At 68.1% G+C, this 23,424-nt stretch carries 23 protein-coding genes; 9 read left to right on the top strand and 14 right to left on the bottom strand.

What is annotated here, in order from left to right; genetic code table 11:
- Positions 1-2: 2 nt before the first annotated feature.
- Positions 3-1,076 (top strand): glycosyltransferase family 9 protein, encoded by a 1,074-nt coding sequence (locus AC3CD9_RS11170; protein ID WP_488363930.1) that lies wholly within the window; start codon positions 3-5, stop codon positions 1,074-1,076.
- Positions 1,077-1,132: 56 nt separating this feature from the next.
- On the opposite strand, the gene AC3CD9_RS11165 is transcribed toward AC3CD9_RS11170, so the two are convergent.
- The 6 genes from AC3CD9_RS11165 to AC3CD9_RS11140 are packed head-to-tail and all read right to left on the bottom strand — an operon-like array spanning position 1,133 to position 7,920.
- Positions 1,133-1,831: an SDR family oxidoreductase gene (locus tag AC3CD9_RS11165; RefSeq protein WP_488363929.1), complete on the bottom strand. Its 699-nt coding sequence runs from the start codon at positions 1,829-1,831 to the stop codon at positions 1,133-1,135.
- A 47-nt stretch (positions 1,832-1,878) separates the two neighbouring features.
- Positions 1,879-3,264, bottom strand: coding sequence for a PfkB family carbohydrate kinase (locus tag AC3CD9_RS11160; protein WP_488363928.1), 1,386 nt, complete (start codon positions 3,262-3,264; stop codon positions 1,879-1,881).
- Positions 3,265-3,277: 13 nt separating this feature from the next.
- Positions 3,278-5,212 (bottom strand): glycosyltransferase, encoded by a 1,935-nt coding sequence (locus AC3CD9_RS11155; RefSeq protein WP_488363927.1) that lies wholly within the window; start codon positions 5,210-5,212, stop codon positions 3,278-3,280.
- A 13-nt stretch (positions 5,213-5,225) separates the two neighbouring features.
- Positions 5,226-6,266 (bottom strand): glycosyltransferase, encoded by a 1,041-nt coding sequence (locus AC3CD9_RS11150; protein ID WP_488363926.1) that lies wholly within the window; start codon positions 6,264-6,266, stop codon positions 5,226-5,228.
- Positions 6,263-7,396, bottom strand: a complete 1,134-nt coding sequence (locus AC3CD9_RS11145) for a glycosyltransferase family 9 protein (protein ID WP_488363925.1) — start codon at positions 7,394-7,396, stop codon at positions 6,263-6,265. Before AC3CD9_RS11145 ends, AC3CD9_RS11150 begins: the two co-directional genes overlap by 4 nt.
- Positions 7,390-7,920 carry a D-glycero-alpha-D-manno-heptose-1,7-bisphosphate 7-phosphatase gene (locus AC3CD9_RS11140; protein ID WP_488363924.1) on the bottom strand — a complete coding sequence of 177 codons (531 nt, stop codon included), beginning with the start codon at positions 7,918-7,920 and terminating at the stop codon, positions 7,390-7,392. The genes AC3CD9_RS11145 and AC3CD9_RS11140 overlap by 7 nt, the downstream gene beginning before the upstream one ends.
- Positions 7,921-7,977: 57 nt before the next feature.
- On the opposite strand from AC3CD9_RS11140, the gene AC3CD9_RS11135 reads away from it, so the two are divergent.
- The 7 genes from AC3CD9_RS11135 to crtI all read left to right on the top strand — a co-directional run bounded on the left by AC3CD9_RS11135 (position 7,978) and on the right by crtI (position 16,549).
- The gene (locus AC3CD9_RS11135; RefSeq protein ID WP_488363923.1) at positions 7,978-8,943 is read left to right on the top strand and encodes a glycosyltransferase family 9 protein; all 966 of its coding nucleotides are present in this window, start codon (positions 7,978-7,980) and stop codon (positions 8,941-8,943) included.
- Positions 8,944-9,355: 412 nt separating this feature from the next.
- Positions 9,356-10,636: an ATP-grasp domain-containing protein gene (locus AC3CD9_RS11130; protein WP_488363922.1), complete on the top strand. Its 1,281-nt coding sequence runs from the start codon at positions 9,356-9,358 to the stop codon at positions 10,634-10,636.
- A 62-nt stretch (positions 10,637-10,698) separates the two neighbouring features.
- On the top strand, positions 10,699-12,768 hold the full coding sequence (locus AC3CD9_RS11125; RefSeq protein ID WP_488363921.1) for a CocE/NonD family hydrolase: 2,070 nt from the start codon (positions 10,699-10,701) through the stop codon (positions 12,766-12,768).
- Positions 12,769-12,899: 131 nt separating this feature from the next.
- Positions 12,900-13,511: a flavodoxin family protein gene (locus AC3CD9_RS11120; RefSeq protein ID WP_488363920.1), complete on the top strand. Its 612-nt coding sequence runs from the start codon at positions 12,900-12,902 to the stop codon at positions 13,509-13,511.
- Positions 13,512-13,556: 45 nt separating this feature from the next.
- A complete protein-coding gene (locus AC3CD9_RS11115; protein WP_139908828.1) occupies positions 13,557-13,922 on the top strand; it encodes a VOC family protein in 366 nt (121 codons plus the stop codon).
- Between the two features lie 63 nt (positions 13,923-13,985).
- The gene (locus AC3CD9_RS11110) at positions 13,986-14,921 is read left to right on the top strand and encodes a phytoene/squalene synthase family protein (protein ID WP_488363919.1); all 936 of its coding nucleotides are present in this window, start codon (positions 13,986-13,988) and stop codon (positions 14,919-14,921) included.
- The gene (gene crtI, locus AC3CD9_RS11105) at positions 14,918-16,549 is read left to right on the top strand and encodes a phytoene desaturase family protein (protein ID WP_488363918.1); all 1,632 of its coding nucleotides are present in this window, start codon (positions 14,918-14,920) and stop codon (positions 16,547-16,549) included. The genes AC3CD9_RS11110 and crtI overlap by 4 nt, the downstream gene beginning before the upstream one ends.
- 28 nt (positions 16,550-16,577) lie before the next feature.
- On the opposite strand, the gene AC3CD9_RS11100 is transcribed toward crtI, so the two are convergent.
- From AC3CD9_RS11100 to AC3CD9_RS11080, 5 genes are read right to left on the bottom strand one after another with little or no spacing between them, the layout of a single operon-like run.
- Positions 16,578-18,254 carry an FAD-dependent oxidoreductase gene (locus AC3CD9_RS11100; protein ID WP_488363917.1) on the bottom strand — a complete coding sequence of 559 codons (1,677 nt, stop codon included), beginning with the start codon at positions 18,252-18,254 and terminating at the stop codon, positions 16,578-16,580.
- On the bottom strand, positions 18,251-18,589 hold the full coding sequence (locus tag AC3CD9_RS11095; protein WP_488363916.1) for a lycopene cyclase domain-containing protein: 339 nt from the start codon (positions 18,587-18,589) through the stop codon (positions 18,251-18,253). The genes AC3CD9_RS11100 and AC3CD9_RS11095 overlap by 4 nt, the downstream gene beginning before the upstream one ends.
- Positions 18,586-18,930: a lycopene cyclase domain-containing protein gene (locus AC3CD9_RS11090; protein ID WP_488363915.1), complete on the bottom strand. Its 345-nt coding sequence runs from the start codon at positions 18,928-18,930 to the stop codon at positions 18,586-18,588. Before AC3CD9_RS11090 ends, AC3CD9_RS11095 begins: the two co-directional genes overlap by 4 nt.
- Positions 18,927-20,177: a cytochrome P450 gene (locus tag AC3CD9_RS11085; protein WP_488363914.1), complete on the bottom strand. Its 1,251-nt coding sequence runs from the start codon at positions 20,175-20,177 to the stop codon at positions 18,927-18,929. The genes AC3CD9_RS11090 and AC3CD9_RS11085 overlap by 4 nt, the downstream gene beginning before the upstream one ends.
- Positions 20,174-21,214 (bottom strand): polyprenyl synthetase family protein, encoded by a 1,041-nt coding sequence (locus AC3CD9_RS11080; protein ID WP_488363913.1) that lies wholly within the window; start codon positions 21,212-21,214, stop codon positions 20,174-20,176. The genes AC3CD9_RS11085 and AC3CD9_RS11080 overlap by 4 nt, the downstream gene beginning before the upstream one ends.
- Positions 21,215-21,267: 53 nt before the next feature.
- Here AC3CD9_RS11080 and AC3CD9_RS11075 point away from each other — a divergent pair, with 53 nt between their 5' ends.
- Positions 21,268-21,843 (top strand): MarR family winged helix-turn-helix transcriptional regulator, encoded by a 576-nt coding sequence (locus AC3CD9_RS11075; protein WP_488363912.1) that lies wholly within the window; start codon positions 21,268-21,270, stop codon positions 21,841-21,843.
- Between the two features lie 53 nt (positions 21,844-21,896).
- Here the strand turns inward: AC3CD9_RS11075 and AC3CD9_RS11070 are convergent, their stop codons facing one another.
- Genes AC3CD9_RS11070 through AC3CD9_RS11060 form a run of 3 tightly spaced genes read right to left on the bottom strand, consistent with a single transcriptional unit; the run spans position 21,897 to position 23,363 of the window.
- Positions 21,897-22,178 (bottom strand): DUF6480 family protein, encoded by a 282-nt coding sequence (locus AC3CD9_RS11070; RefSeq protein WP_488363911.1) that lies wholly within the window; start codon positions 22,176-22,178, stop codon positions 21,897-21,899.
- A 49-nt stretch (positions 22,179-22,227) separates the two neighbouring features.
- Positions 22,228-23,121 (bottom strand): SDR family oxidoreductase, encoded by an 894-nt coding sequence (locus AC3CD9_RS11065; protein ID WP_488363910.1) that lies wholly within the window; start codon positions 23,119-23,121, stop codon positions 22,228-22,230.
- Complete coding sequence (locus AC3CD9_RS11060) at positions 23,118-23,363, bottom strand: hypothetical protein (protein WP_420097787.1); 246 nt, start codon at positions 23,361-23,363, stop codon at positions 23,118-23,120. Before AC3CD9_RS11060 ends, AC3CD9_RS11065 begins: the two co-directional genes overlap by 4 nt.
- Positions 23,364-23,424: the final 61 nt, after the last annotated feature.

The following is a 23,424-nucleotide window of genomic DNA, read 5'->3' as shown; positions in this document are numbered from 1 at the left end:
CGATGGTCGAAGATGTCTTTGCCGATGTCGAGCGGATCGCGGTGGTCCGCGGCGGAGGCCTCGGAGATCTGATGTTCGCCTATCCGGCGCTGACGGCACTGCAGGCCGCCTATCCTCAGGCCTCGATCACCCTCATCGGCAGCGAACTCCATCGCCGCCTGCTGGAAGGGCGCTCGGGTCCGATCTCCGAGGTGCTCGTGGCAGAGCCTCGGTGCGAGGGCACCGCGGAGCAGGAGGAGTTCTTCGCGCAGATGCGCAGCAGAGGATTCGACCTCGCCGTCCAGATGCACGGCGGCGGCAAGAACTCGAACCCGTTTCTCCTCGGCCTCGGCGCCCGACACACGGTGGGGACGAAGACGCCCGACGCACCCGCTCTCGAGCGCTTTCTGCCGTACGTGTACTACCAGCACGAGATGCTGCGGGCCCTCGAAGTCGTCGCTCTGGCCGGAGCGGTCGCCGCTGAGATCGAACCCGTCATCGCCGTCGCGGAGGCAGAGGCCGCCGCAGCCGAACGGATCATCGGGACCGGACCTCGGCCCCTCCTCATCGTCCATCCCGGCGCTACGGACCCGCGTCGCCGGTGGCCGACCGAGCACTTCGCCCATCTGGTCGCCGCCGCCGTCGAGGACGGTTGGCGCGTGGTCGTCGTCGGCGCCGAAGAGGATGTCGAGGATGCACAGGCGATCGTCGACGGTGTCAGAGCGGTCAATTCGGCCGAACTGGGCGACCGGGTGCAGTCGCTGGCCGGTCGCCTCAGCCTCGGCGAGCTGCTCGGCGCGTTCACCATCGCCGAGGTCGTCGTGGGCAACGACAGCGGTCCGCGACACCTCGCGGCGGCCGCCGGCGCGAGGACCGTGGGCATCTATTGGATCGGCAATGCGCTCAATGCCGCACCGCTGAGCCGCACCCGCCACAGGGTCCTCATGTCGTGGGTGACGAGGTGCCCGGTCTGCGGGATCGACGTCACCCAGGTCGGCTGGACGGCCGAACGCTGCTCCCACGACCCCTCGCTCGTAGCCGAGGTGTCGCCGGAGAGCGTGTATGCCGAGGTTCGGGCGCTCGCCGCAGGACAGTGAGGCTCGCGCAGGCAGAGCGGACCGTCCGCCGCCAGGCGGTGAGACCAGAGCTGTGCTCAGGGCCATGAGTCCTCACCCTCGTGGGCGACGAGGACTTCGCGGATCTCGACCCGCGGCGGCTGGGTGAGCGCGAAGACGACCGTCCGGGCGACATCGCGGGGATCGTTGAGCTGACTCCGGTCGCCGGGCGCGAAGCGTTCGTCCCGACCGTCGAAGAAGTTCGTGTTCATTCCGCCGGGGATGAGGTTCGTGACCCCGACCCGGCCGACCATCTCCGCCGCCAGAGCCTGGCTGAAGCCGCGGACGCCGAACTTCGAGGCGGCATACGCGGTGGCACCGCCGGCTCCGCGCAGCCCCAGCGTCGAACACACCGTGACGACGCGGCCGCGGTTGGCCTCGAGGTGAGGCAGGACGGCGCGGACCGTCGAGACGGTCCCCAGCAGATTGACGCCGATGACCTTCTCCCAGCGGTCCGGATCGACCTCGTCGAGGTCGCCGGGAATATCGATTCCGGCGGCCGTGACGACCCCGTCGATCCCGCCGACCGTTTCGGCCACCTCGGCGACGGCGTTCTCCACCGCCAGTCGGTCGGTGACGTCGACGCTCACGCCGCGATGGCTGCCGGAGGTGGGGTCGAGGTCGAAGACGATCGGTTCGCCTCCCGCCTCGGCGATGGCCTCGGCGGAGGCGGCTCCGAGTCCGGAACCGCCCCCGGTGACGATGATCCTGCTGTTCTCGAGATCCATGGATGTCATTCCTTTCTGCAGTGAGTCTGTGTGTGGGCGGAAGCGGCGGGCCGCTCTCAGACCGCCGCGGCGTCCAGCCGGCGCAGGGCCCCGGCGAGATCGGACGTCGAATGCATCGGGACGAAGGGCACGGTGACGATGCGTCCGTCCCACTGCGTGAGGACCTCCGCCTCCTCGAGGTCGGCGTGACGGTAGTCGTCGCTCTTGACCCAGATGTCGGGTCTGACCTGCTCGAGGGCGGACACGGGGGTGTCCTCGTCGAAGATGAGGACGTCGTCGACGCAGTCGAGGGCACGCAGCAGCTCGACGCGGTCGCTTGAACCGACGATCGGACGTTCGGCGCCCTTGAGTCGACGGACGGACTCGTCCGAGTTGAGCAGGACGATGAGGGTGTCTCCCATCCTCCTGGCTGCGCTCAGCGCCCTCACATGGCCGGCGTGGAGGAGGTCGAAGCATCCTCCCGTGGCGACGACGGTGCCTCCGCGAGCCCGCACGGCGCGTGCGCGCTGCACTGCCGGGTCCGCGGTGCCGGGAGCAGTCCCGAGCAGCGGGGGCTCGGGCCGGGTGAGTGCGTCGACGCCGCCGCGGGCGATGAACTCACCCGTCTCCGCGATCGCACGGTCGACGGCATCCACGAGGTCGGCTCCGGCCGCCAGTCCGGCGGTGAGGCAGCCTGCGAAGCAGTCGCCGGCTCCGCAGGCGTCGCCGGTGGTGGGGCTCAGAGTGGGGGAGAAGCGCGCACCTGCCCCGCTCTCCAGCGTGAGCGCCCCGCGTGCACCGAGGGTGACGACGATCGCCCGCGTCTGCCACCGTTCGAGGAGCCCCTCGGCCGCAGTGTGCGCCTCGGGCACGCTCGTCTCCGGGCCGTTCGGATTGTCGGTCAGAGTCAGCGCCTCAGCGAAGTTCGGGGTCGCCGCCATGGTGCCTTCGACAGGCGCCGCGCCCGCTGGGTGCGGATCCCAGACGACGGGGACCTTCGCGGCCGCCTCCGTGAGAGCGGCACGCAGTCGGACGTTCTCACTCAGGTGCCGACCGTAGTCGGAGACGAGCACGGCATCGGCGCTGTGGACGCGGGCGAGCATCTCGTCGGTGACCTCGACGGGCGTTGCGGAGCAGTTCTCGTCCATGCGGGTGACGAGCTGTCCCTCGGCCAGCAGCCGTCGTTTGACCGGGGTGGGGGCAGCGAGGCGGGCGGCGACGATCTCGACCGAGGGCAGTGCGGCTTCGATGCGCTCTGCGTTCTCGTCATCGCCGAGCACCGTCACGAGGGTCACCTCGTGACCGGCCGCGGCCAGCAGCAGGGTCGCCAGCCCCGCCCCGCCGGGACGGTGGTCGATGTGGTCGACGTCGACGACGGGCACGGGGTTGTCCGGCAGCAGACGACGAGCGCTGCCATGGACATCGGCGTCGAGGAGGGTGTCCCCGACCACTGTGATCTGCATGGTCTGTCCTCTCTCAGAGACGGGCGCCGATGGGCGCGACTCGGGGTGAGCGGGCGACCGGAGAGCGAGGCGCTCGGGCCGGCGCGGGAGTCTCGGCGGGGGCGGACACTGCTGCGGCGAGCCTGCCGACTCTCTCGTCGAAGGCCGCGCACAGGCAGTGGACCGCCATGAGATGGGCCTCCTGCACATGCGGCGCGGCGGCGTCGATCCGTACCGAGGAGTCGCAGACCTCAGTCAGGGGGCTGTCCCCGGGGCCGGTCAGCGCCCAGGTCGTCGCCCCGATCCGATTCGCCGCCTCGGCGGCTCTCACGAGGTTCGGACTGCGACCGCTGGTGCTCAGCAGGATGAGGATGTCGCCCGGCTTGGCATGAGCGTCGACCTGGCGTGCGAAAACGCTCTCGAACCCGTAGTCATTGCTGATCGCGGTCACTGCCGATGAGTCCGTGCTCAGCGCCATGGACGAGTACGCGGGACGGTCGGCGGAGAACCTGCCGACGAGTTCGGCGCTGAGATGCTGGGCCTCGGCCGCGGAGCCGCCGTTGCCGGCGCAGAAGAGGGTCCCACCGGCCGCGAGAGTCTGCGCGAGGGCCTCGCTCCACTGCCGCACCGTCGGCAGCTGTTCGCGCAGAGAGTCAACGGCGCACTCCACCCCTGACAGCTGCGACTCGACGACGTCCTCCGCGACGGTCGACATCCGGGGCCGACCCGCGACGACGAGGTCCCTCTCGTGCAGTTCGCCGACGCCGCGCGCTCGTCGATAGGCCGCCTCAGTCGCCTCTGCGACGCTGGCCCAGGTGTAGCTCTGCCGTACGCGCTCGATTCCGGCCGTGCCCAGGGACCGGGCGAAATCCGGGGAGGAGAGTATGCGTTCGGCGGCGGCGGCGAAGGCTGCGGGCTCACCCGGCGGGATGAGAAGGCCCGTGCCTTCGTCGACGACCGTGTTCTGCAGCCCGCCGACCGCGGCCGCGATGACGGGCACCCCGCAGGCCATCGCCTCGAGCGGGACGATGCCGAAGGGTTCGTACCAGGGGGTGCAGGCGACGATGGCGGCGCTGCGGATCGCGGCCGGGATCTCGGAGCGGTCCATGTGTCCGCGGAGGCGGACGTGTTCCTCGACTCCGAGTTCGGCGGCGAGGCGGCGCAGGCGCTTGACTTCGGGATCGGCGGCGAATTCGCCCCCATCGGCACTGCCGCCGATGACGTCGAGAACGACGTCGTCCCGCCCGGAGCGATGCAGCTGCGCGAGTCCGCGGATGACGAGGTCGACGCCCTTGCGAGGCACGAGCCTCCCGAGGCAGACGATGGTCGGCGGCGTGCTCGGACCATCGCCCGGTGTGAACTGGCGGAGGTCGACCCCGCACGGGATGACGTCCACCTTGCTCGGTTCGATGCCCAGGGCCCCGAGTTCGCCTCTTTCGTCCTCACAGGTGGAGACGATGCGAGTGGCATCTTCGCCGATGGTGCGCTCGAATCGGATGCGTTCGGCGGGACTGGTGTCGGCGCTGCCCTGATAGCGGCGTTTGACCGTGCCCAGCGCGTGGTACGTGTGCACGAGCGGCACCCCGCCGAGGTGGGCGGCCTCGAGCGCGGCTCGGGCGGCCAACGCCGACATCCAGAAGTGCGAGTGGACGACGTCCGGACGGGAATCGGCATAGTGCTGCCAGTAGTCGGCGATGCCGCGTCCGAGGGCCGGCATGTGATCGAGGAGTTCGTCCTTGGGCACATGCGAATCGGTGCCTGTGGAGATGTGGACGACGCGAGTGCCGGAATCCATGGTGACGACTTCGGCCGAATCGGGATCGTCACGTCGGGTGAAGACCGTGACGTCGTGGCCGCGGGCGGTGAGTTCGGCGGCGAGCTGGTCGACGTGGACGTTCTGTCCGCCGGCGTCGACGCTGCCGAGCGGGGCCAGCGGACTGGCATGTTCGGAGATCATCGAGATGCGCATTGGTCTCTCCTCTTCAGACGGTCTGGATGTGGCGGTCGGGGTGGGCGCCGGCGCGGACGCCGGCATGGCCTTCGGTGACGATCGCGTCGAGCAGTTCGTCCCAGTCGCGCAGGAACCTGTCGAGGCCGTAGCGCTCGAGGGCATGGGCTCGTCCCTGGCGACCCATGTCGGCCGCGAGCTCCGGATCGTCGATGAGGTGGACGGCCATGTCGATGAGCTCGCGCGGTCGGGTCGTGAGCATCCCCGCACTCGCGGGGACGGCCCGGATCGCTTCGGTCGTGGCGAGGGCGAGCACGGGCATGCCCATGTGCATGGCCTCGAGGAGCGAGAGCCCCAGCGAGGTCCAGCGCACGGGATGGAGGTAGGCCCGACGTTCGGCGACGAGCGGGTGGAGCTCGTGCGGCGGCAGATCCCCGTAGGGGATGATCGGCGCGCTGTCGACCTCGCCGAGGCGGCCTGTCGGTTCCGGAAGCCCTGTGCGCAGTTCTTCGGTGCCGATGCCGAAGGCGTCGACGGGCACATGGGAGGAGACCAGTTCGAGGATGTCCGTGCCGAGCACCCGGCGGCGGCGCACGGGTTCGTTGCCGACGAACGCCAGGCGCCGCAGCTGCCCGGTGTAGAGCGGACCGGGATCGTTGATCCCGTGTTCGATGACGGTCGTGGGAGTGAGCCCGCAGTCCCACATCAGGGCGTTGAAATGGGTGACGTGGGCGATGGGGACGTCCTGCTGGTCGGCGAGCGGATGCCGGCTGTCGGGCACTGCTGCTCGCGGGGTGTTGTGCTCGACGAAGACCGCGGGCACATCGACGCCGGGGACGACGCCGAACCGCGTGCGGATCTCGTCGATCTCTTCGGGCCGTTGGGCGATGACGACGTCGAAATCCGAGGCGTCCAGCGACTCGATCGCGACCTCTCGGGCGTTCGGCCAGTCGCGGCCGCCCCGGCCCAGACCCCATGCGGAGCGCTCCCGATCGACCGGGAGGAGGTAATCGTGGTCTCCTCTGACGAAGGCATCCGTCCACGATCCGTGGACGTGCCACAGCAGAATTCTCATGAGCTGCTCCTTACTGCGTGTGCTCGGCGGTTCAAAGGTTCCTTGTCTCGGACAGAGGCCCCGGGTTCGGGTTCATGCGGCCCGGGCCTGCGCGTGATCAGCCGGTGGACGGCGGAGACCGCGTCCTCGGCGCTGACGGAGTTCAGGCACGGATGGCCGGCGACGGGACAGTCCCGGGCGCGGGTGCCGCGGCAGGCGGCGGTCTGATCGCCGAGCATCTCGACGTCGACCCCGTAGGGAAGCCACCGGACCGGCGGCACGACGGGGGAGAAGAGGCTGACGACAGGGGTGCCGACTGCGGCCGCGAGGTGTGCAGGCCCGGTGTTGCCGACGATGACGGCCTCTGCCGCGGCGAGGAGATCGGCCAGACCGGCCACATCGAGTCGGCCGCCGAGGTCGATGCCCTCGGCTCCGGCGACGAACTCGGTGAGCCGACGCTCATCCGGGGTGCCCGTGACGACGACGGTCCATCCCTGTGCGGCGAGTTCGGCGACGGTCTCGCGCATATGCTCGGGCGACCAGCGTCGCGAGGGCACGCTCGCGCCCGGATGGGCGACGATGAGGCGCCCGCCGTCGAGCGTTCGGGGGCACTGTCGAGCGAACTCTCCCGCGATGCCGACGACCCGGGGGCGCTTGTCGTCATCGGCGGGCAGCTCGAAACCGGCGCGACCGGCGATCGCCAGCCCGCGTTCGACCTCGGGCAGATCGTCGGGCAGTTCCGAGACCGGACGGATCCGCTCATCGAGGAGGCTTCCGGGATAGTCGACGGAGACACCTGTGATCTGGGCGATCCCGGCCGCCCTGAGGAGCATCGCTGTGGGCAGCGCGGACTGGTGGAAGGAGGTGAAGATCACCGCCTCGTCGATGTCGGCGACGGTGAGGACGTCGACGATCCGCTGGATGTCCGCAGGATCGACGGCCGGAGCAGGAGAGACGATCCACGGGCAGGACCAGGTCTCGATCTCGTCGACCCCGGGCAGCAGCCGCGCAGTGGGTGCTGCGGCAGGACTGCACAGCAGGGTGAGCTTCGCGACCTCGTCCGAGGCGGCGATGGCGCGCAGGGCGGGACTCGTCACGAGAAGGTCACCCATGCTGTCGAGTCGGACCGCGAGGACGTGGCGGTTCACCATGAGCCTCCCGTCATCTCCGGTGCCGCTCCGGCACCGAAACCGGCATGGTTGGATGTCGTGCTGCAGCCGAGGACCGAGCGCACGGCCTCGAGCAGCGTCGTCGCGACCGCCTCGGCGGCCGAGACCTCCTCGACCAGCGTGCGTTCGGTCGGCACGAGGATGCCGCGACAGCCGGCGGCACGAGCGGCGAGGACGTCGGCACCGATATCGCCGATCATCACCGCCTCGGCGATGGGAACGCCGAGTTCGTCGACCGCCGACAGCAGCATCGCAGGCGCCGGCTTCCGGCACCGGCAGCCGTCTTCGGGCAGGTGCGGGCAGTGACGCCACACCTCGAAGGGGCCGAGCAGATCCTCCACGCGATTGTTGACGGCCGCCAGCTCGCGGGCGGAGATGAGCCCGCGGCCGATGCCGGACTGATTGCTGATGACTCCCACCGGAACCCCGCAGGCACGGGCGAGAGCCACCGCCGAGGCGGCCGTGTCGACCGGAACGACGCGATCGGGGTCGCCGTTGTACGGCACATCGCGGATGAGGGTATCGTCACGATCGAAGAGGATCGCGGACGGAAGGCGGAGCCCATGGACAGGGACGTCGTGGTGGCGCTGCGTGCTCTCGGAATCGGAGACCTGCTCGTGGCCGTCCCGGCGCTGCGAGGACTGCGAGCGGCGTTTCCGTCCTCCGACCTCGTCCTCGCCTGCCCCGAGCACCTGCGCCCGCTGGTCACCGCGATCGGATGTGTGGATGAGATCCTGCCGGTGGCCCCCGGCGACATCGCCGTTCCACCGGATCGTGGTGGGGTCCTGCTCGAGGCGGCTGTTCGCTGCGTCGTCAACCTCCATGGTCGCGGTCCGGCCAGCCATCGCTGGCTCGAGTCCTTCGGGGCGCCGCTGCAGTGGGGTCATGCGGAACCGGGCTGGGCCGGTCCGGAATGGGTCGAGGACATGCACGAGCGTCGCCGCTGGACGCAGATGCTCGCGCATGTCGGAGTCAGCGCTGATGCCGAGGATCTGCGGATCGATCCTGCGGGGCTTCCGGTCGGGCTGCCGTCTCCTGCCGTGATCGTGCACGTCGGGGCCGCTGAGCGAAGTCGACTGTGGCCGATCGAGCGCTTCGCCGAGGTCGGTGTCGAGCTGCTCGAGCGCGGACACGAGGTCGTCCTCACCGGCTCGGGAGCCGAACGGGCGCGTGCCCAAAGGGCTGCCGCGCTCATCGCCGCGCGGGCTGCGGGCGGCGCGGACCGACGCCTGCGCGTGGCGGCCGGCACCCAATCTCTCGGAGAGTTCTGTGCGAGCATCGCCGCCGCGGACCTCGTCGTCAGCGCCGACACGGGTGCGGCCCATCTGGCGAATGCCTTCGGCCGCCCCTCGGTGGTCCTCTTCGGACCGGCCCGCGTCCGCAGCTGGGGACCGCCGGAAGGGCCGCATATCGCACTCACTCATGAGGAGCTGCGACGCGGAGAGCCCTTCGCCTCGGATCCCGATCCGGCCCTGCTGGCCGTGACGGTCGCGGAGACGGTCGAGGCGCTCGACGCTCTCGGCCTGTGATCGGCTCATCTGCTGCTCCTCTCCTGGATTGACGAGAGATTCCCTGCTCTTCTCCCCGATCCGACGATCGAGGTCACCGATTCGGCAACCGTGGAGAAGTTCGATGTTCAATCGGTTTGACCTCGGCTTCTGTACCCAACCTGGAGCTGCTTCTGCTGCTCCACAAGAGGGGTTGTGGATCCTGGCATCTCGGCTTACCCTGCTCCTCGCTCGTCTACTGAAGTTCCTGGTCACAGCGCTGTCGAGGGGCCGGATGATCCCTTCACCCGGCGGACTGTGAGAGGCACGGGGCCGTCGTCACGCCGAGCCGGAAACGGCGGTCGAACATGAGGCCTCGGAGCCGTTTGCGTGCCGCGGTGCGACATTGTTTGGCTTCTGAGGGACAAGCCGTCGTCGACGTTGGGATACAGGTGTGAGAAAGAAGAATGTGTTCGTACCGGGACTGACAGATGTCCAGCGCAGGGAACTCGAGACGATCAGGGGAGCGGAGGAGATGAACTTCCGCGGTCTCCTCAGCTACGACGCCCTCGTCGATGTCGCGACGATCGACTTCGGCAGTCTGCTGTCAGCGGCGCGTGAAGAGCTCAGCGCCTTCCCCGACGAAGTCGACGCGATCATCCCGCACTGGGACTTCCCCGTGAGTGTGATCGCCCCGGTGCTGGCGGAAGAGCTCGGCCTGCCCGCGCCGAGCCTGGAGAGCATCCTCAAATGCGAGCACAAGTACTGGAGCAGGCTCGAGCAGCGGCGCTCCGTGCCCGAATGCACGCCCGGATTCGCCGCCTTCGATCCCTTCGACGACGATGCGCTCGATTCCATCGATCTCGCTTTCCCGTTCTGGGTCAAACCCGTGAAGTCCCACTCCTCCCAGCTCGGCTTCGAGATCCGGGATGCGGAGACGTTCTCCCGGGCTCTGCAGGAGATCAGAGAGGAGATCCGGAATGTCGGAGACGCCTTCGACGCCGTGCTCTCCCGTGTCGATCTGCCGCCGGAGCTCGAGGAGTTCGGCGGCAACGCCTGCATCGCCGAAGAGCTCGTCGTCGGCAGGCAGATCGCACCCGAGGGAAGCGTCCATCGCGGCCGATTCGCCGTGCACGGACTCTTCGACATGCGCAAGGACGCTGAGAACACGAGCTTCGATCGCCTCACCTATCCCGCCCAGAGCACGCCCGAGTCCGTCCGTGAGCGTGCGATCGACTACACCCGGCGCTACATGGAGCACATCGGCTTCGACAACGGCTGCTTCAACTCGGAGTTCATCTGGGACGAGGACAGCGACAGGCTGTGGCTCATCGAATTCAACACCCGCATCAGCCAATCCCACAGCGACCTCTTCGCGAAGGTCGACGGCGTGTCCAATCACCAGGTCGCCGTGGACATCGCCCTCGACATGGAACCGCGCATGCCCCGAGGAGAGGGCGAATTCGCCGTCGCCGGACAGTTCAAGATCTTCCATGACGAGGACGCGGTGGTGACGAAGGTGCCCGATGAGGATTCGCTTCTGAAGCTGCGCTCCCGCTACCCGGGAGCCGTCGCGACCCTCGACGTCGGACCGGGCGAACGGCTGTCGGAGATGACCGGGCAGGACAGCTACCGGTACGTGCTCGGCAAGCTCTACCTCGGCGCCTCCGATCTTGACGAACTCGACGAGAACTACGAGAACATCCTCGACGAGCTCGAGTTCGACTTCAGCTGAGAGCTCGTCCTGCGGCAGGAGTGCCGCGATGACAGTGACCGCGCCATCGAACGGAGGTTGGCATGAGGACCATCGAAGACTTCCCCTATGACGTCCGCACGATCGAGAACGTGTTCATCCCGATGCGCGACGGCGCGCGCCTGGCCGCGCGGATCTGGGTACCCGTCGAGGCGGAGAGCGCGCCTCTGCCGGCGGTGCTCGAATACATTCCCTACCGCAAACGCGACAACAGCCGCGGCCGCGACAGCCTCAACCACCCGTACATCGCCGGGCACGGCTATGTCAGCGTGCGTGTCGACCTGCGCGGCAGTGGGGACTCCGACGGGCTGCTGCTCGACGAGTACTGCTCCCAGGAGCAGGACGACGCGGAAGACGTCATCGCCTGGCTGGCAGAGCAGCCCTACTGCGACGGCAACGTCGGGATGATGGGCATCTCCTGGGGAGGTTTCAACAGTCTCCAGGTCGCCGCCCGCCGCCCGCCGGCCCTGGGGGCGATCATCTCCGCCTCAGCAACGGACGATCTCTACGTCGACAATATGCATTACATGGGCGGCGCCCTGCTCTCGGACAACCTCTCCGAGGCCACGGTGATGTTCGCGTTCAACAGTCTGCCGCCGGATCCGGAGATCGTCGGCGATCGGTGGCGTGAGATGTGGCTCGACCGGCTGTCGGGCAGCGGACTCTGGCTCGAGAACTGGCTGGGCCACCAGCGACGCGACGAGTACTGGCAGCACGCCTCGGTCTCCGAGGACTATTCGGCGATCGAGTGCCCTGTCATGGCCGTCGGCGGCTGGGCCGATGGCTATACGAACGCGATCTTCAGGCTCATGGAGCACCTCGATGTGCCGCGGCGCGGGCTGATCGGGCCCTGGGGACACAAATACCCGCATCTGGGCGTGCCCGGCCCGACCATCGGCTTCCTGCAAGAGGTCGTGCGCTGGTTCGACCACTGGCTCAAGGGGCAGGACACCGGCGTCATGGACGAGCCGATGCTGCGCCTGTGGATGCAGGACAGCATCACCCCCCGCTCCTCCTATTCCGAGCGCCCGGGACGCTGGGTGGGAGAATCCGAATGGCCCTCGAACCGGCTGCAGCCGTGGCGGCTGCGCCTGAGCGAGGGACGGCTCACCCCCAGCGAACGCGCAGCCGAGGACCCCGGGCATGAGGATCCCTCGGATGAGCTCTCGACGGAGCTGACGCTCCAATCGCCGCTGAGCGTCGGCCTCTTCGCCGGCAAATGGGCCTCCTATGCGGCCGCGCCCGATCTGCCCTTCGACCAGCGCGAGGAGGACGGCGGTGCTCTGGTCTTCGACACCGGGCCGCTGGAGGAGGACATCGAGATCTGCGGTCGCGGCGAATGTTCGTTCGTCGTCTCCTCCGACCGGCCGAATGCGCAGCTGGCCGTGCGCCTGTCCGACGTCTTCCCTGACGGTGAGGCGACTCGAGTGACCTACGGGATCCTCAACCTCACCCATCGGAACGGCAGCGAGGAGCCCGAGGCGCTCGAACCCGGCAGAAGGTATCGGATCACGATTCCGCTCAATGGGATCGCGCAGGTATTCCCTGCGGGGCATCGGATGCGGCTGTCCGTCTCGACCTCGTACTGGCCGCTGGTGTGGCCCTCGCCCGCCTCCGCCGCCGTGACCCTGCATCCCGGCCAGAGCACCCTCGAGCTGCCGGTCCGGCCCCCGCGCAGCGAGGACGAGCAGATAAGGGACTTCGGCAACGCCGAGGCGGCCGCGGAGCTCGAGACAACCGATCTGGAGGCCGGCGACCATCAGTGGCGGGTCATCCGTGACCTCGCCACCGATGTCTCGACGCTCGAGATCATCAACGACCAGGGTTCGTTCTGCCTCGATGAGACCGGAACGACGATCCGTCGCCGCACCGACGAGTGGTACCGATTCCGCTGGAACGAGGTCAACTCGGTTCAGGGTGAGACGAGCACCCTGCGTCGCATGGAGCGCGGCAGCTGGGGCATCGAGGTCCAGACTCGGACAGTGCTGACCTCGACCGCGCAGAACTTCCACATCGCCGCCGAACTCGACGCCTTCGAGCTCAACGGCGACCTCGGCTATCAGCGGATCTATTCGCAGAACTGGGACCGAGAGCTCCCGCGCGACCATCTCTGAGGTCACCGCGCCCGTGCCCTACGCCTGCCTCCGGGCGCGCACCTGCGGGTCTGTGCCCGTGCCAGGCGGGGGTTTGCATTGGGCACCGCAGGGTCTTGTCCCTGCCGAGACCGGGCACCTAGCGTGAACACATGGATAACGCACTCACAGCCACAGCACTCGTGTGCACTCTCAAGCCCTCCCCGTCCGACTCGAGCAGCGATGTCATCGCTGGCCAGGTCCTCGACGAACTGGGCCGACACGGAGTCGAGGGAGAGATGATCAGAGTCGTCGACTACGACGTGAGACCCGGCGTGAAGGCGGACATGGGCGACGGGGACCAATGGCCGCAGATCGCCGAGCGCATCCGCAACTCGGATGTGCTCGTGTTCGCCACTCCCACATGGCTGGGCCACATGTCGAGCGTGGCCCAACGCGTGCTCGAACGCCTCGACGCCGAACTGTCGAACACCGACGAACAGGGCAGGCCCGCGATGTTCGGCAAGATCGCGGTCGTGGCCGTAGTCGGCAACGAGGACGGGGCACACAAGATCATCGCCGATGCCCATCAGGCCCTCAACGACATCGGCTTCACCATCCCCGCGCAGGGTTCGACGTACTGGAACTCCGAGGCGATGAACCCACGGGACTTCAAGGACCTCGAGACCACCCCCGACGCAGTCGCCTCGACGACGAAGACGCTCGCCGCCAACGCCGCACATCTAGGCTCGCTCCTGGCCGCGCAGCAGTACCCTGCTGTCTGAGCAGCCATTGCCGTCTGTACTCCGACTCGAGGAAAGAAGCACATCATGATCGGTCGTCTCAACACCACCGCCATGGACTGCCCCGTGCCGATCGACACGGCCCGGTTCTACCGCAGGCTGCTCGGCGGCAGCGTATCACCGGACGAGGACGCAGACTGGGTCAACCTCTACGAGCCCTCGGGCCGGGAGATCCTCTCCTTCCAAAGAGCAGAGGACTATGTGGCCCCGACCTGGCCGGACAACTCCGTTCCGCTGCAGGTCCATATCGACATCCTCGTCTCCTCCTATGAGGACGCCGAACCCACGGTTTTCGACGCTGGCGGCAGGCTCCTCGACGATTCGGACGAGCACCCGACTTTCCGCGTTTACGCCGACCCGATCGGGCGTCCATTCTGCCTCGTCCTCGAGTGACACCGCGACGCCGCCCGAGCGGAGATTCGCTCCCCGGGCATTTCTTTAGCTAAGCTAACGAATATGACGCCGTTAAGCCGCACCGCAACCGATGAGCTCTACACGCGCACCGCCGAGGATGCGACCAGGGCCGTGATCGCGAGCTATTCGACCTCCTTCGGACTTGCGGTCAGGTTGCTCGGGGTCAGGAACCGGCACCATATCCGCAACATCTACGCCCTGGTCCGCATCGCCGATGAGATCGTCGACGGTCTGGCCGCCGAGGCGGGGCTTGCCGAGGCCGAGCAGCGGGAGATGCTGGGCCGCTTCGCCTCCGCCACTCATGCGGCGCTGAGCAGCGGCATCAGCGACAATCTCGTCATCCACGCCTTCGCCCGGACCGCTCGCGCCGCCGACATCGGCGCCGACCTCGTCGACCCCTTCTTCGCTTCGATGAGCGCAGACCTCGATCCCCCGGGCACTGGTTCCGGTCTTGGGACCGAGGACGGAACCTCGCCGCCGGTCCGCGGCTTCGATGCGAAGGAACATGCCGAGTACGTCTTCGGGTCTGCCGAGGTCGTCGGACTCATGTGCCTCAAGGTCTTCCTCATCGATCTCGACCGCACCCCCGCCGAGGTCGCACGGCTCGAGCACGGGGCACGGCAGCTGGGGGCGGCGTTCCAGAACGTCAACTTCCTGCGTGACCTGGCCGACGACGACCAGCGCCTCGGCCGCAGCTACCTCACCTCGGGACACCGACTCACCGAGGCCGAAAAGGCCGAGTGGGTGAACACGATCCGACAGCAGCTCGCCGCCGCCCGGGACGCCATCACCGGACTGCCGAAGGACGCGCGCACCGCGGTCCGCTGCGCCTGCGCGCTCTTCACCGCGCTGACCGACAGAATCGCCACGACCCCCGTTGCCGACCTCTACCAGCAGCGGGTGCGGGTCCCGAACGCCGTCAAGGCCCGACTGACAGCCCACGCACTCATGACTGCAGCGCGCGAAGGGCGGAAGTGAACCGGCGGAGCGGCTCCGGTGCCGGCAGCAGCCCGCGCACCGGCATCATCGGCGGGGGAGCCGCCGGGCTGGCCACGGCGATCCTCCTCGCCCGCGAAGGGCACTCGGTCGACCTGTTCGAGAAGAACTCCGAACTCGGCGGGCGTATCGGCGTGTTCGAGCGCGAGGGCTTCCGCTTCGACACCGGGCCCTCTTGGTATCTCATGCCCGAGGTCTTCGAACACTTTTTCGCTCTCGCCGGCACCAGCGCCGAGGCCGAACTCGACCTGCGCACGCTCGATCCCGGCTACACCGTGTTCAGCCCACCGGGTCCGGTCGATGCGAGCACGGGAGCCCCGGGACGCATGCGAGAACTGACGATCCCGCAGGGCAGGTCCCGGGTGCGAGCGACCTTCGACAGCGTCGAGCGCGGCACGGGAGACGCCCTCGATGACTACCTCGTCTCGGCCGAGCACACGAAGGAGCTCGCGCTCGCCCACTTCCTCTACAACCCCTTCACCTCACCACGGTCCCTGCTCCATCGGGACATCCTCGGCGCGCTTCCGAAACTCGCCCGGCAGCTGGGGACGTCACTGGTCGGCTTCGCCGAATCCTCGTTCCACGATCCGGTGCTGCGCCAGATCCTCCAGTACCCTGCGATCTTCCTCGGCACCGACCCGCGACGGGCACCGGCGATCTACCACCTCATGAGCACCCTCGACCTCGATCAAGGTGTCAGTTACCCCATGGGCGGGTTCCATACGATCACCGACGCCCTCGTCCGGTTGGCCGAACGCTCCGGGGTCCGCCTGCACACCGGCACAGCCGTCACACACATCCACACCGAGGCGGCACCTGACCGCGGCCGAACCGAACGGCGGGCCACGGGATTGAGCTGGACCGACGGCGCCGGACGCGCACACACGCATTCCGCCGATGTCGTCGTCTCCGCCGCTGACCTCCACCACACCGAGACGCAGCTGCTCGACCCCGAGGATCAGAGCTACCCCGAACGTTCCTGGACGTCGATGACGAGCGGCCCCGGGGCGGTGCTCGTCTTCCTCGGCATAGAAGGCGAACTCGAGGAGCTGGCGCATCATTCGCTGTTCTTCACCGAGGACTGGGAGACGAACTTCGACGCGATCTTCGGGTCCAAGCAGAAGATCCCCTCACCCGCCTCGATCTATGCCTGCCGGCCCAGCGCCACCGACCCCTCCGTCGCCCCGCCCGGGCACGAGAACCTCTTCCTCCTCATCCCCGTCCCCGCCGATGCAGGGCTCGGAGCCGGGGGAGACGACGGGGCAGGAGATCCGCGGATCGAGGCGGCCGCCGATCGTGCGATCGACCAGATCGCCCGATGGGCCGACATCCCCGACCTGCGCCGGCGCATCAGAGTGCGCAGGACGCTGGGACCGACGGACTTCGCCGAGGACTTCAACTCCTGGCTCGGCGGGATGCTGGGGCCCGCGCACACCCTGCGCCAGAGCGCGATGTTCCGACGGCAGAACTCTTCGAAAGCAGTCGACGGGCTGTTCTATGCCGGTGCCACGACGGCGCCCGGGGTCGGCGTGCCGATGTGCCTCATCAGCGCCGAACTCGTCCTCAAACGCCTCCGCGGAGACTCCAGCCCGGGACCATTGCCGACCTGAGTCGGTGAGGGGGCGTCGAGACCGGTGGTCAGCGCCCGGTGGCTGCTCCACGCCTGTGCCTCGTTGCCCTGCGTCCGCGCAGTGCGCCGAGGAGGCCCCGACGGAGCAGACCGCGCCGAGGCGGTGACCAGATCTCGGTTCCCTCCACCCGCCAACCGGCGAGCAGTTCGTTCGCGGCCATGAATCCCGTCGTCGCCGCGCGTTCCATGAGCGCCACAGGTGCCTCGCAGGCGACGGCGTCACCAGCCAGTACCAGCCCGGGAAACGCAGTCGTGACCCCGGGGCGGTCGTCGTGCAGTCGCGTGTCGGCCAGGGCGCAGTCATCGGCGATGAGCAGCTCCTGGGCGGTGATGGGGATGTCGGCCGTCTCGGGATAGACCTCGTGGAGGTCGGCCAGCAGTTGGCATGTCACGGCTTCCCGGTCGACGTCTTCGGACTCGAGCATCCCTCGCGCGCCGCCCCGATGCGCGGTGCCGAGCGCATAGGCGTGGAGTTCGACGACGGAGCCGCCGTGCGTGTGCCGCCATCTCTCGGCCCCGGCCTCGAAGCGTTCGAGGACCGAGATGTTGTCGAGCAGCGCATAGCCGGTCGTGCCGAGGAAGGCCGGGCGGCTCGGATCCACCTCGTCTTGCAACCACAGTCTGAGCACCGCGAACGGCGGCGCATTCCGCTGCGAGGTGACGCTGCTCAGCCACCGCTCTCGAGTTCCCCTGCCCGCGGCCGGTGAGCCGGCGGCCGTCGCATGTCCGAGAGCGTCGGCGTCGATCGAGTCCTCGAGTCCGGCCAGCAGCGTCCGAGTGCTTCGCGGATCGGCGGCGAGCACGAGCGCATCGGTCTCGAGCGTCCCGCTCGCCGTCTCGACGCGCCACCCGGTGCTGCCCGCACTGTCCTGTGGGCGGAGCGCGGTGACTGCGGTGTCGGTCTCGATCTGCACCCCCGCCTCGGCGAGGTATTCGCTCAGGGGCGACCACAGTGCGGTGTCGTAGTCGTCGTCGGGGACGTCGAAGAGCAGCCCTTCGGCGGAGCCTGTGAAGTACGTGTGGAACATCGCGACGAGCTCCCCGGCGGAGAAGTCCGCAGGGTGGGCGAAGAAAGAGCGGGCGAAGACCTCGAGCGCGAGATGCCGCGCCCCGACCGGGAACCGCAGCCGGTCGAGGAACTGCTCGGCCGACTCTCCGTCGTAGCGTCGATAGGAGTCCGGGAAGTCGACGTCGATGAGTTCGCACGCCGTCGTCAGGTCGACGTCGGCCAGACCACGCAGCGGGAAGGACGGGCTGGTGAGCACGAATCCCGCGAGACTGAGCGGGGGAGTCCGCGGAATCCGGGCGAAGGAGTCGCGCAGACCGTCCCGCCCCACGAGCGGATAGTCCGTGACCGGGACCAGACGGTCGAGGCCGGGATCGGCGCGTGCGAGCAGGCTGCGGAGATTGTAGTACTGGCGGAAGAAGGCATGGAATCCGCGGCTCATCGACCGGTCCCCGTCGAGGCTCCAGGCCCGGACCCGTCCGCCGAGGCTGGATTCGGCCTCGACCAGGTGCACACTGACGCCGTGCTCGGCGAGGACCGCGGCTGCGGCTAGTCCGGCGATGCCGCCGCCGACGACGGTCACCCGCTTGGGCCGCAGCAGACGCGGACGCCCCGGGTGGGAGGGTGTGAGGATCGCGTGCCGGTCACGGGGGCGCGGCTGGGAGGTTCGACGGTTCATGTGTTCTCTTCTCCGGCGGCCAGAGCGTGCCTGTTCAGGCGCCACTGCCAGAGCATGAGGACGGCGGTGGTCATGGCGAAGCCGAAGCCGAAGTCCTCGATTGGGATGTCCCACGGGAACCGGATGCCGCTCAGACCCTGCGGATTGTAGATGACGATGGGATCCGAAAGCTTCGTCAGCCAGCCGTCGACGAAGCATTGGAAGACGAGGCAGATGCCCAGCGCCGCCCAGTACTTCGCCCGGCGGAAGACGCCTGAGCGGAAGACGAACAGCTCGAGGCCGATGACGAGGATCATTCCGACGACGGTCATGATCGTGTACTCGGGCACGCTCATCGTTCGCCGCCTCCTTCGGAACGGCGCTTGCGTACAGCTGTAAGCACGGTGCCGACCGCCTCATAGCTGAGCAGGGCGCACAGGGGGATGACGATGAAGAACACGAGCTCCTCGAGCGGCAGGTTGCCGAGGTGGATGCCGGTGACGAATCGCGGGTTGTACACCCAATGGTCGCGGGCGATGGCGACGACGTCCCAGAGGCAGAAGACGACGATGACGGGCACGAGCGCCCACAGCACGGTTCTCCACCGGCGGTACACCCGAGCCCGGAAGAACAGCTCCAGGGGCAGGGTGATGAGGACGCAGGCACCCATGAGGAGCAGATACTCGAAGGCGCTCATGGCAGTCTCCTCTCCGGGCCGGAGCACTCGTCGAAGGCCAGTTGGAGTCCGCGCAGCCGGTAGCCTGAGATGACGCTGTCCCAGCCGATCTCCGGCTCGGCGACCAGGTGCGGACTGCGCTCGAGCAGGCGGTGGACGAGCGCATCGGTCTCGAACAGCGCCAGCGACTGCCCCGGGCACTTGTGCGCACCGTCGCTGAAGCTCATGCCGACCGCCGGGACGGCTTCTGCGGTGTGCCGCACGGGGCACAGGGAATGCGGCTCGGACCCCATCGCCTCTTCATCGGTGTTCGTCGCGCGGACGCAGACGTCGATGAGGTCCCCGGCGGGGATCGTCACGGTGCGATCCGGTGCCGTGACCTCGATGTCGGCCTGAGTGCGTCGAAAGAGGTGGCCGACGACCGGTTCGAGGCGGATGATCTCCTCGAGGATCTCCAACCGGCGAGGCCGGTCGGCCGCGAGGTACTCCGCCCCGAGCTCGCCGTCTGAGAGCAGATGCCAGCACGCCATGGTGATGAATTCGCGGGTGGTGACCATCCCGGCCGTGCCGTAGGTGACGCACTCGACGAGGATGTCCGACGTGCTGTGTCCGGCCCCGATGAGATGGGAAAGGACGTCATCGCGCTGCCTGCGGCGCCGAGCCCGAAGCGCCGGACGGACGTCGGCGAGGAAGAACCGAGCGATCGGGACAAGACCGTTGACCGCGGCCTGCAGCCACTGCTTCCGGGTCCGGCCCCAACCGGGAGCGGCGAGGTCGACCGGCGGCTGGGTGAAGAATCCCTCGAGCCGCCGCGACATGCCCGTGATGGAGGATTCGGTCAGTCCCACGACTTCGGAGGTCACGGCCACGGAGAAGTGCAGAGCCACCTCGTCGAGGCGGCACCGGCCGGCCGCGGCAACCCGGCCGACCGTGTCCCGCGCGAGAGCATCGATGCGCTCGCCGTACCTGTCGGCGATCACAGCGGGGGCGAAGAAGCGGGCGAGCTCTCGGCGCTGCGAGTCATGGGACTGCCCGTCGGAGATGAGGATCGGGTGGCGGCGGAAGACGCCGCGAGGGATCCTCTCCGCAGTGAATCCGGCCTGCGTCGTGAGGTGTCGGACCCGCAGCACCTGGCGGGCGGCGTCGAAAGAGCGGATGCGCCAGAGGTCGGGACCGTGTTCGAGGGGCACCTGCTCGACCGGGGGACCGGCCGGCTCGTCGCCGGGCACCGCTCGTCGGCTCCGACGGTGCCGATCGGCCCCGCTCATGCGCACCTCAGACTGCAGGCGGAGGTGAGGTCCGCGAGTCTGCCCGCAAGCGCCTGCGGCAGCTCCGCCTCGGCGATGAGCCCGGCGATGGTCTCGCAGTGCTCGGCGATCATCGATTCGACGTACGCCCTCGCCCCGGACTCCTCGATGACCTGCCGCAGCCGGAGGCCACCCTCGGCATCGAGGCCCCGATCGCCGAAGAGATGGGCGACCTCGGTCCAGGCAGGGTGGGCTCGGGCCGTGTTGATGAGCAGGGTCTCCTTGCCTTCTCGGAGGTCGCTGAGAACGGACTTGCCGGTCTCCTGCTCATCGCCGAAGACGCCGAGGACATCGTCCCTGAGCTGGTAGACGATGCCGATGCGGCGGCCGATGGCGCGCAGCCGCTCGACCAGGATGTCGTCGCTTCCGGCGAGGACCGCGGCGATGGACAGCGGGGCTTCGAACGAGTAGGAGGCGGTCTTGCGTCCGATCATCGTGAGCACGTCACCGGAGTCGGCTTCGTCGAGGTGGAGGCTCAGCCACACGTCGGACTGTTCTCCGGCGACGCTCTCGGCGATCGTCTCATCGAAGATGTCGAGCACGGCGATCCGGCGCGGGGTGTCGAGGTCGAGGCGCGCCAGGAGGGACTGGGCCTCGTTGAGCATGAGGTCACCGGCGAGCAGCGACGAGGAGATTCCCCACGTCTGCGCCGCGGCGCTCGTGGCTCCGAGGAGCATGGCCTCGGAGGAGAACTGACCGGTGATGTTCATCTCCCCTCGACGCACGGTGTCGTTGTCGATGACATCATCGTGGATGATCAGGCCGATGTGCAGCAGCTGCATCGCGCAGGCGGCGTCCATCGCGGCCTGCGCTGCCGTGCCTCCCAGGCCCTCATGGGAACCGATGAGCAGGCGGGGCCTGATCATCTTTCCGCCCAACGCCATCCTGGACAGCGCTTGCCAGAGCTGCTCGTACTGCTGAGTTCGGACTCGAGAGCGTCGCCGAGCAGCGGCGAGGACTTCGACGAGGCGGGATTCGACGGTCAGGACGCTCTCCAATTTCTTTAGCCAGGCGAGAGTTCAATCTAGCACGTCAGCGGTATGCTGTCAGCGTGCCGTCCGCAGACTCGAAGGCAGCTGGCCTGACTTATTTCTCGAATGAATCGGAGTTCTCCGATCGTTCGGCCCTGTCCGAATCCGAGGTCGCGGAATGCACCGCGCTGATGGAGGCCCTGCGGCAGTGGCACGAGGCCGAACGCGACCTCGCCGAGGCGTCGCGGCGGTATATGCAGCTCAACGACAGTGATATGCGCACCATCCGCCTGCTCATCCGCGCACAGCGGCAGGGGCTCATCGTCACTCCCAAGGACATCGCTGCTGCCGTCGGAATCTCCAGCGCCTCGACGACGAAGCTCGTCGATCGCCTCGTCGCCGGTGGGCACCTGATCCGGGTCCCCCACCCCCACGACAGGCGCACCACCAGCATCGAGGTGACAGAGGAGACCGCGCAGGCAGCGCACGAGTCGGTGGGGCGCCAGCATGCCCGTCGCTTCGACGTGATCGCGGCCCTGAACAGCCGGGAGCGCGAGACCGTGCTGCGGTTCCTCTCTGCCATGACCGAAGCCGACCGCCCGCAAGGCGTGCTGGCTGATGACGGGACCGGACGGTCGACGCAGGCCCGTGATTAGGACCGGACTGTTCCCGTTCCTCTCACCGTCCTTGAGTCTTCGCTGCGGTCGGATCAGCCGAAGACCCCGACGATATAGGCGACGAAGAAGAAGATCATGATCGCCAGCAGGCAGCTGATTCCGACGACCACCCATTTCGTCTTCGGGGGCCGCGACGCCGGAGGGTGTGGCGGCGAGGCGGTCGCCGAGTGCGACTCAGGAGGAGTCGCGCCTGGTCGCACGCTTCCGCCCTCATCGAGGTCGGGGTCACCGGCTGGGCCCGGATCGAGGTTGGGATTGCCGGTGCCGTGCCGTTCGGTGTTCGGTTTCGGCTGCTTGTCATCGTGTGAACTCATCAGGCCTCCTTCGGGGCGCGGGCCGCAGCGACCGTCCTGGAGCGGTTGCTCACGGGGTGGGCTGGCCGCCGTTGACGTTGAGGGTCTCACCGATCACGTAGCTCGACTCCGACGAGGTGAGGAAGACGTACGCGGGTGCGAGCTCTGTCGGCTGCCCTGCCCGTCCCAGCGGAGTGTTCTTGCCGAAGTGCGGCAGCGCCTCCTTCGGCTGACCGTCCGAGACCTGCAGCGGGGTCCAGATCGGCCCCGGTGCCACGGAATTCACTCGGATGCCCTTCGGAGCCAGCTGAGTTGCCAGCCCCTTCGTGAAGTTGTTGATCGCCGCTTTCGTCGACGCATAGTCGATGAGGTGGGCGGACGGCGAATAGGCCTGCACGGAGGTGCTGTTGACGATCGTCGATCCGGGCTCGAGATGCTCGAGCGCGGCCTGAGAGACCCGGAACATCGCGTGGATGTTCGTCCGGAACGTGTTCTCCCACTGCTCGTCCGTGAGGTCGGCGATGTCTTCGACGGCGATCTGTCGGCCGGCATTGTTGACCACCGCATCGAGTCCGCCCAGTTCTTCTGCCGCCCGGCGGACCACCTCGCGGCAGTACTCGGGATCGGACAGGTCTCCCGGCAGAGGCACGGCCTTGCGACCGGCCTGGCGGATGACTTCGCAGACGTGCTGGGCATCCTCCTCCTCGGCGGGCAGATAGGACAGAGCGACATCGGCTCCCTCACGGGCGAAGGCGATCGCGACGGCGGATCCGATGCCGGAGTCCGAGCCGGTGATCAGCGCCCTGCGGCCGCGGAGCCTGCCTGTGCCGGTGTAGCTGTCCTCACCGCGATCCGTGCCGGGGATGAGTTCCGCGTCGAGGCCCGGTTCGGGTTGATCCTGCTTCGGCGGTGAGATGTCGGGAAAGCGAGTGGTGGGGTCCTGGAAGGTCAGCTGGTCGCTCATCGTATTCCTCCTTTGTCGTCGGTGGCCTCTGTATGTCCTGCCTCGCGCGCACAGTGCGAGCAGCAGAACAGTGCTTGGCCGTCGTGGACTCCGTGGCCGAGGATGCGGCATCCGCAGTGTTCGCAGGTGGGTGCGGCCTTGTGGATCGCGCATTCGAAGCTGTCGAATGTCCACGAGCCGTTTCCGAATGACAGGGTGAATGTCTGTTCGTAGTCGTTTCCGCAGGTGTCGCAGACGGACATGGGAATCTCCTTGCTGGTGGGTGGCTCATCGGTACCGCTGGCCTGGCGGCTGTGCCTCCGC

Source organism: Brevibacterium sp. MGP-B1 (genome assembly GCF_057766545.1).
The sequence above is the reverse complement of the archived record's forward strand: the minus strand, read 5'-3'. Positions and strand labels throughout refer to the sequence as shown.

Bases quoted from the DNA above. Each gene is read 5' to 3' on its own strand.
- AC3CD9_RS11170 (WP_488363930.1), top strand. From the start codon at position 3: ATGGTCGAAGATGTCTTTGCCGATGTCGAGCGGATCGCGGTGGTCCGC.
- AC3CD9_RS11165 (WP_488363929.1), bottom strand. From the start codon at position 1,831: ATGACATCCATGGATCTCGAGAACAGCAGGATCATCGTCACCGGGGGC.
- AC3CD9_RS11160 (WP_488363928.1), bottom strand. From the start codon at position 3,264: ATGCAGATCACAGTGGTCGGGGACACCCTCCTCGACGCCGATGTCCAT.
- AC3CD9_RS11155 (WP_488363927.1), bottom strand. From the start codon at position 5,212: ATGCGCATCTCGATGATCTCCGAACATGCCAGTCCGCTGGCCCCGCTC.
- AC3CD9_RS11150 (WP_488363926.1), bottom strand. From the start codon at position 6,266: ATGAGAATTCTGCTGTGGCACGTCCACGGATCGTGGACGGATGCCTTC.
- AC3CD9_RS11145 (WP_488363925.1), bottom strand. From the start codon at position 7,396: ATGGTGAACCGCCACGTCCTCGCGGTCCGACTCGACAGCATGGGTGAC.
- AC3CD9_RS11135 (WP_488363923.1), top strand. From the start codon at position 7,978: ATGGACAGGGACGTCGTGGTGGCGCTGCGTGCTCTCGGAATCGGAGAC.
- AC3CD9_RS11125 (WP_488363921.1), top strand. From the start codon at position 10,699: ATGAGGACCATCGAAGACTTCCCCTATGACGTCCGCACGATCGAGAAC.
- AC3CD9_RS11120 (WP_488363920.1), top strand. From the start codon at position 12,900: ATGGATAACGCACTCACAGCCACAGCACTCGTGTGCACTCTCAAGCCC.
- AC3CD9_RS11115 (WP_139908828.1), top strand. From the start codon at position 13,557: ATGATCGGTCGTCTCAACACCACCGCCATGGACTGCCCCGTGCCGATC.
- AC3CD9_RS11110 (WP_488363919.1), top strand. From the start codon at position 13,986: ATGACGCCGTTAAGCCGCACCGCAACCGATGAGCTCTACACGCGCACC.
- AC3CD9_RS11100 (WP_488363917.1), bottom strand. From the start codon at position 18,254: ATGAACCGTCGAACCTCCCAGCCGCGCCCCCGTGACCGGCACGCGATC.
- AC3CD9_RS11095 (WP_488363916.1), bottom strand. From the start codon at position 18,589: ATGAGCGTGCCCGAGTACACGATCATGACCGTCGTCGGAATGATCCTC.
- AC3CD9_RS11090 (WP_488363915.1), bottom strand. From the start codon at position 18,930: ATGAGCGCCTTCGAGTATCTGCTCCTCATGGGTGCCTGCGTCCTCATC.
- AC3CD9_RS11085 (WP_488363914.1), bottom strand. From the start codon at position 20,177: ATGAGCGGGGCCGATCGGCACCGTCGGAGCCGACGAGCGGTGCCCGGC.
- AC3CD9_RS11070 (WP_488363911.1), bottom strand. From the start codon at position 22,178: ATGAGTTCACACGATGACAAGCAGCCGAAACCGAACACCGAACGGCAC.
- AC3CD9_RS11065 (WP_488363910.1), bottom strand. From the start codon at position 23,121: ATGAGCGACCAGCTGACCTTCCAGGACCCCACCACTCGCTTTCCCGAC.
- AC3CD9_RS11060 (WP_420097787.1), bottom strand. From the start codon at position 23,363: ATGTCCGTCTGCGACACCTGCGGAAACGACTACGAACAGACATTCACC.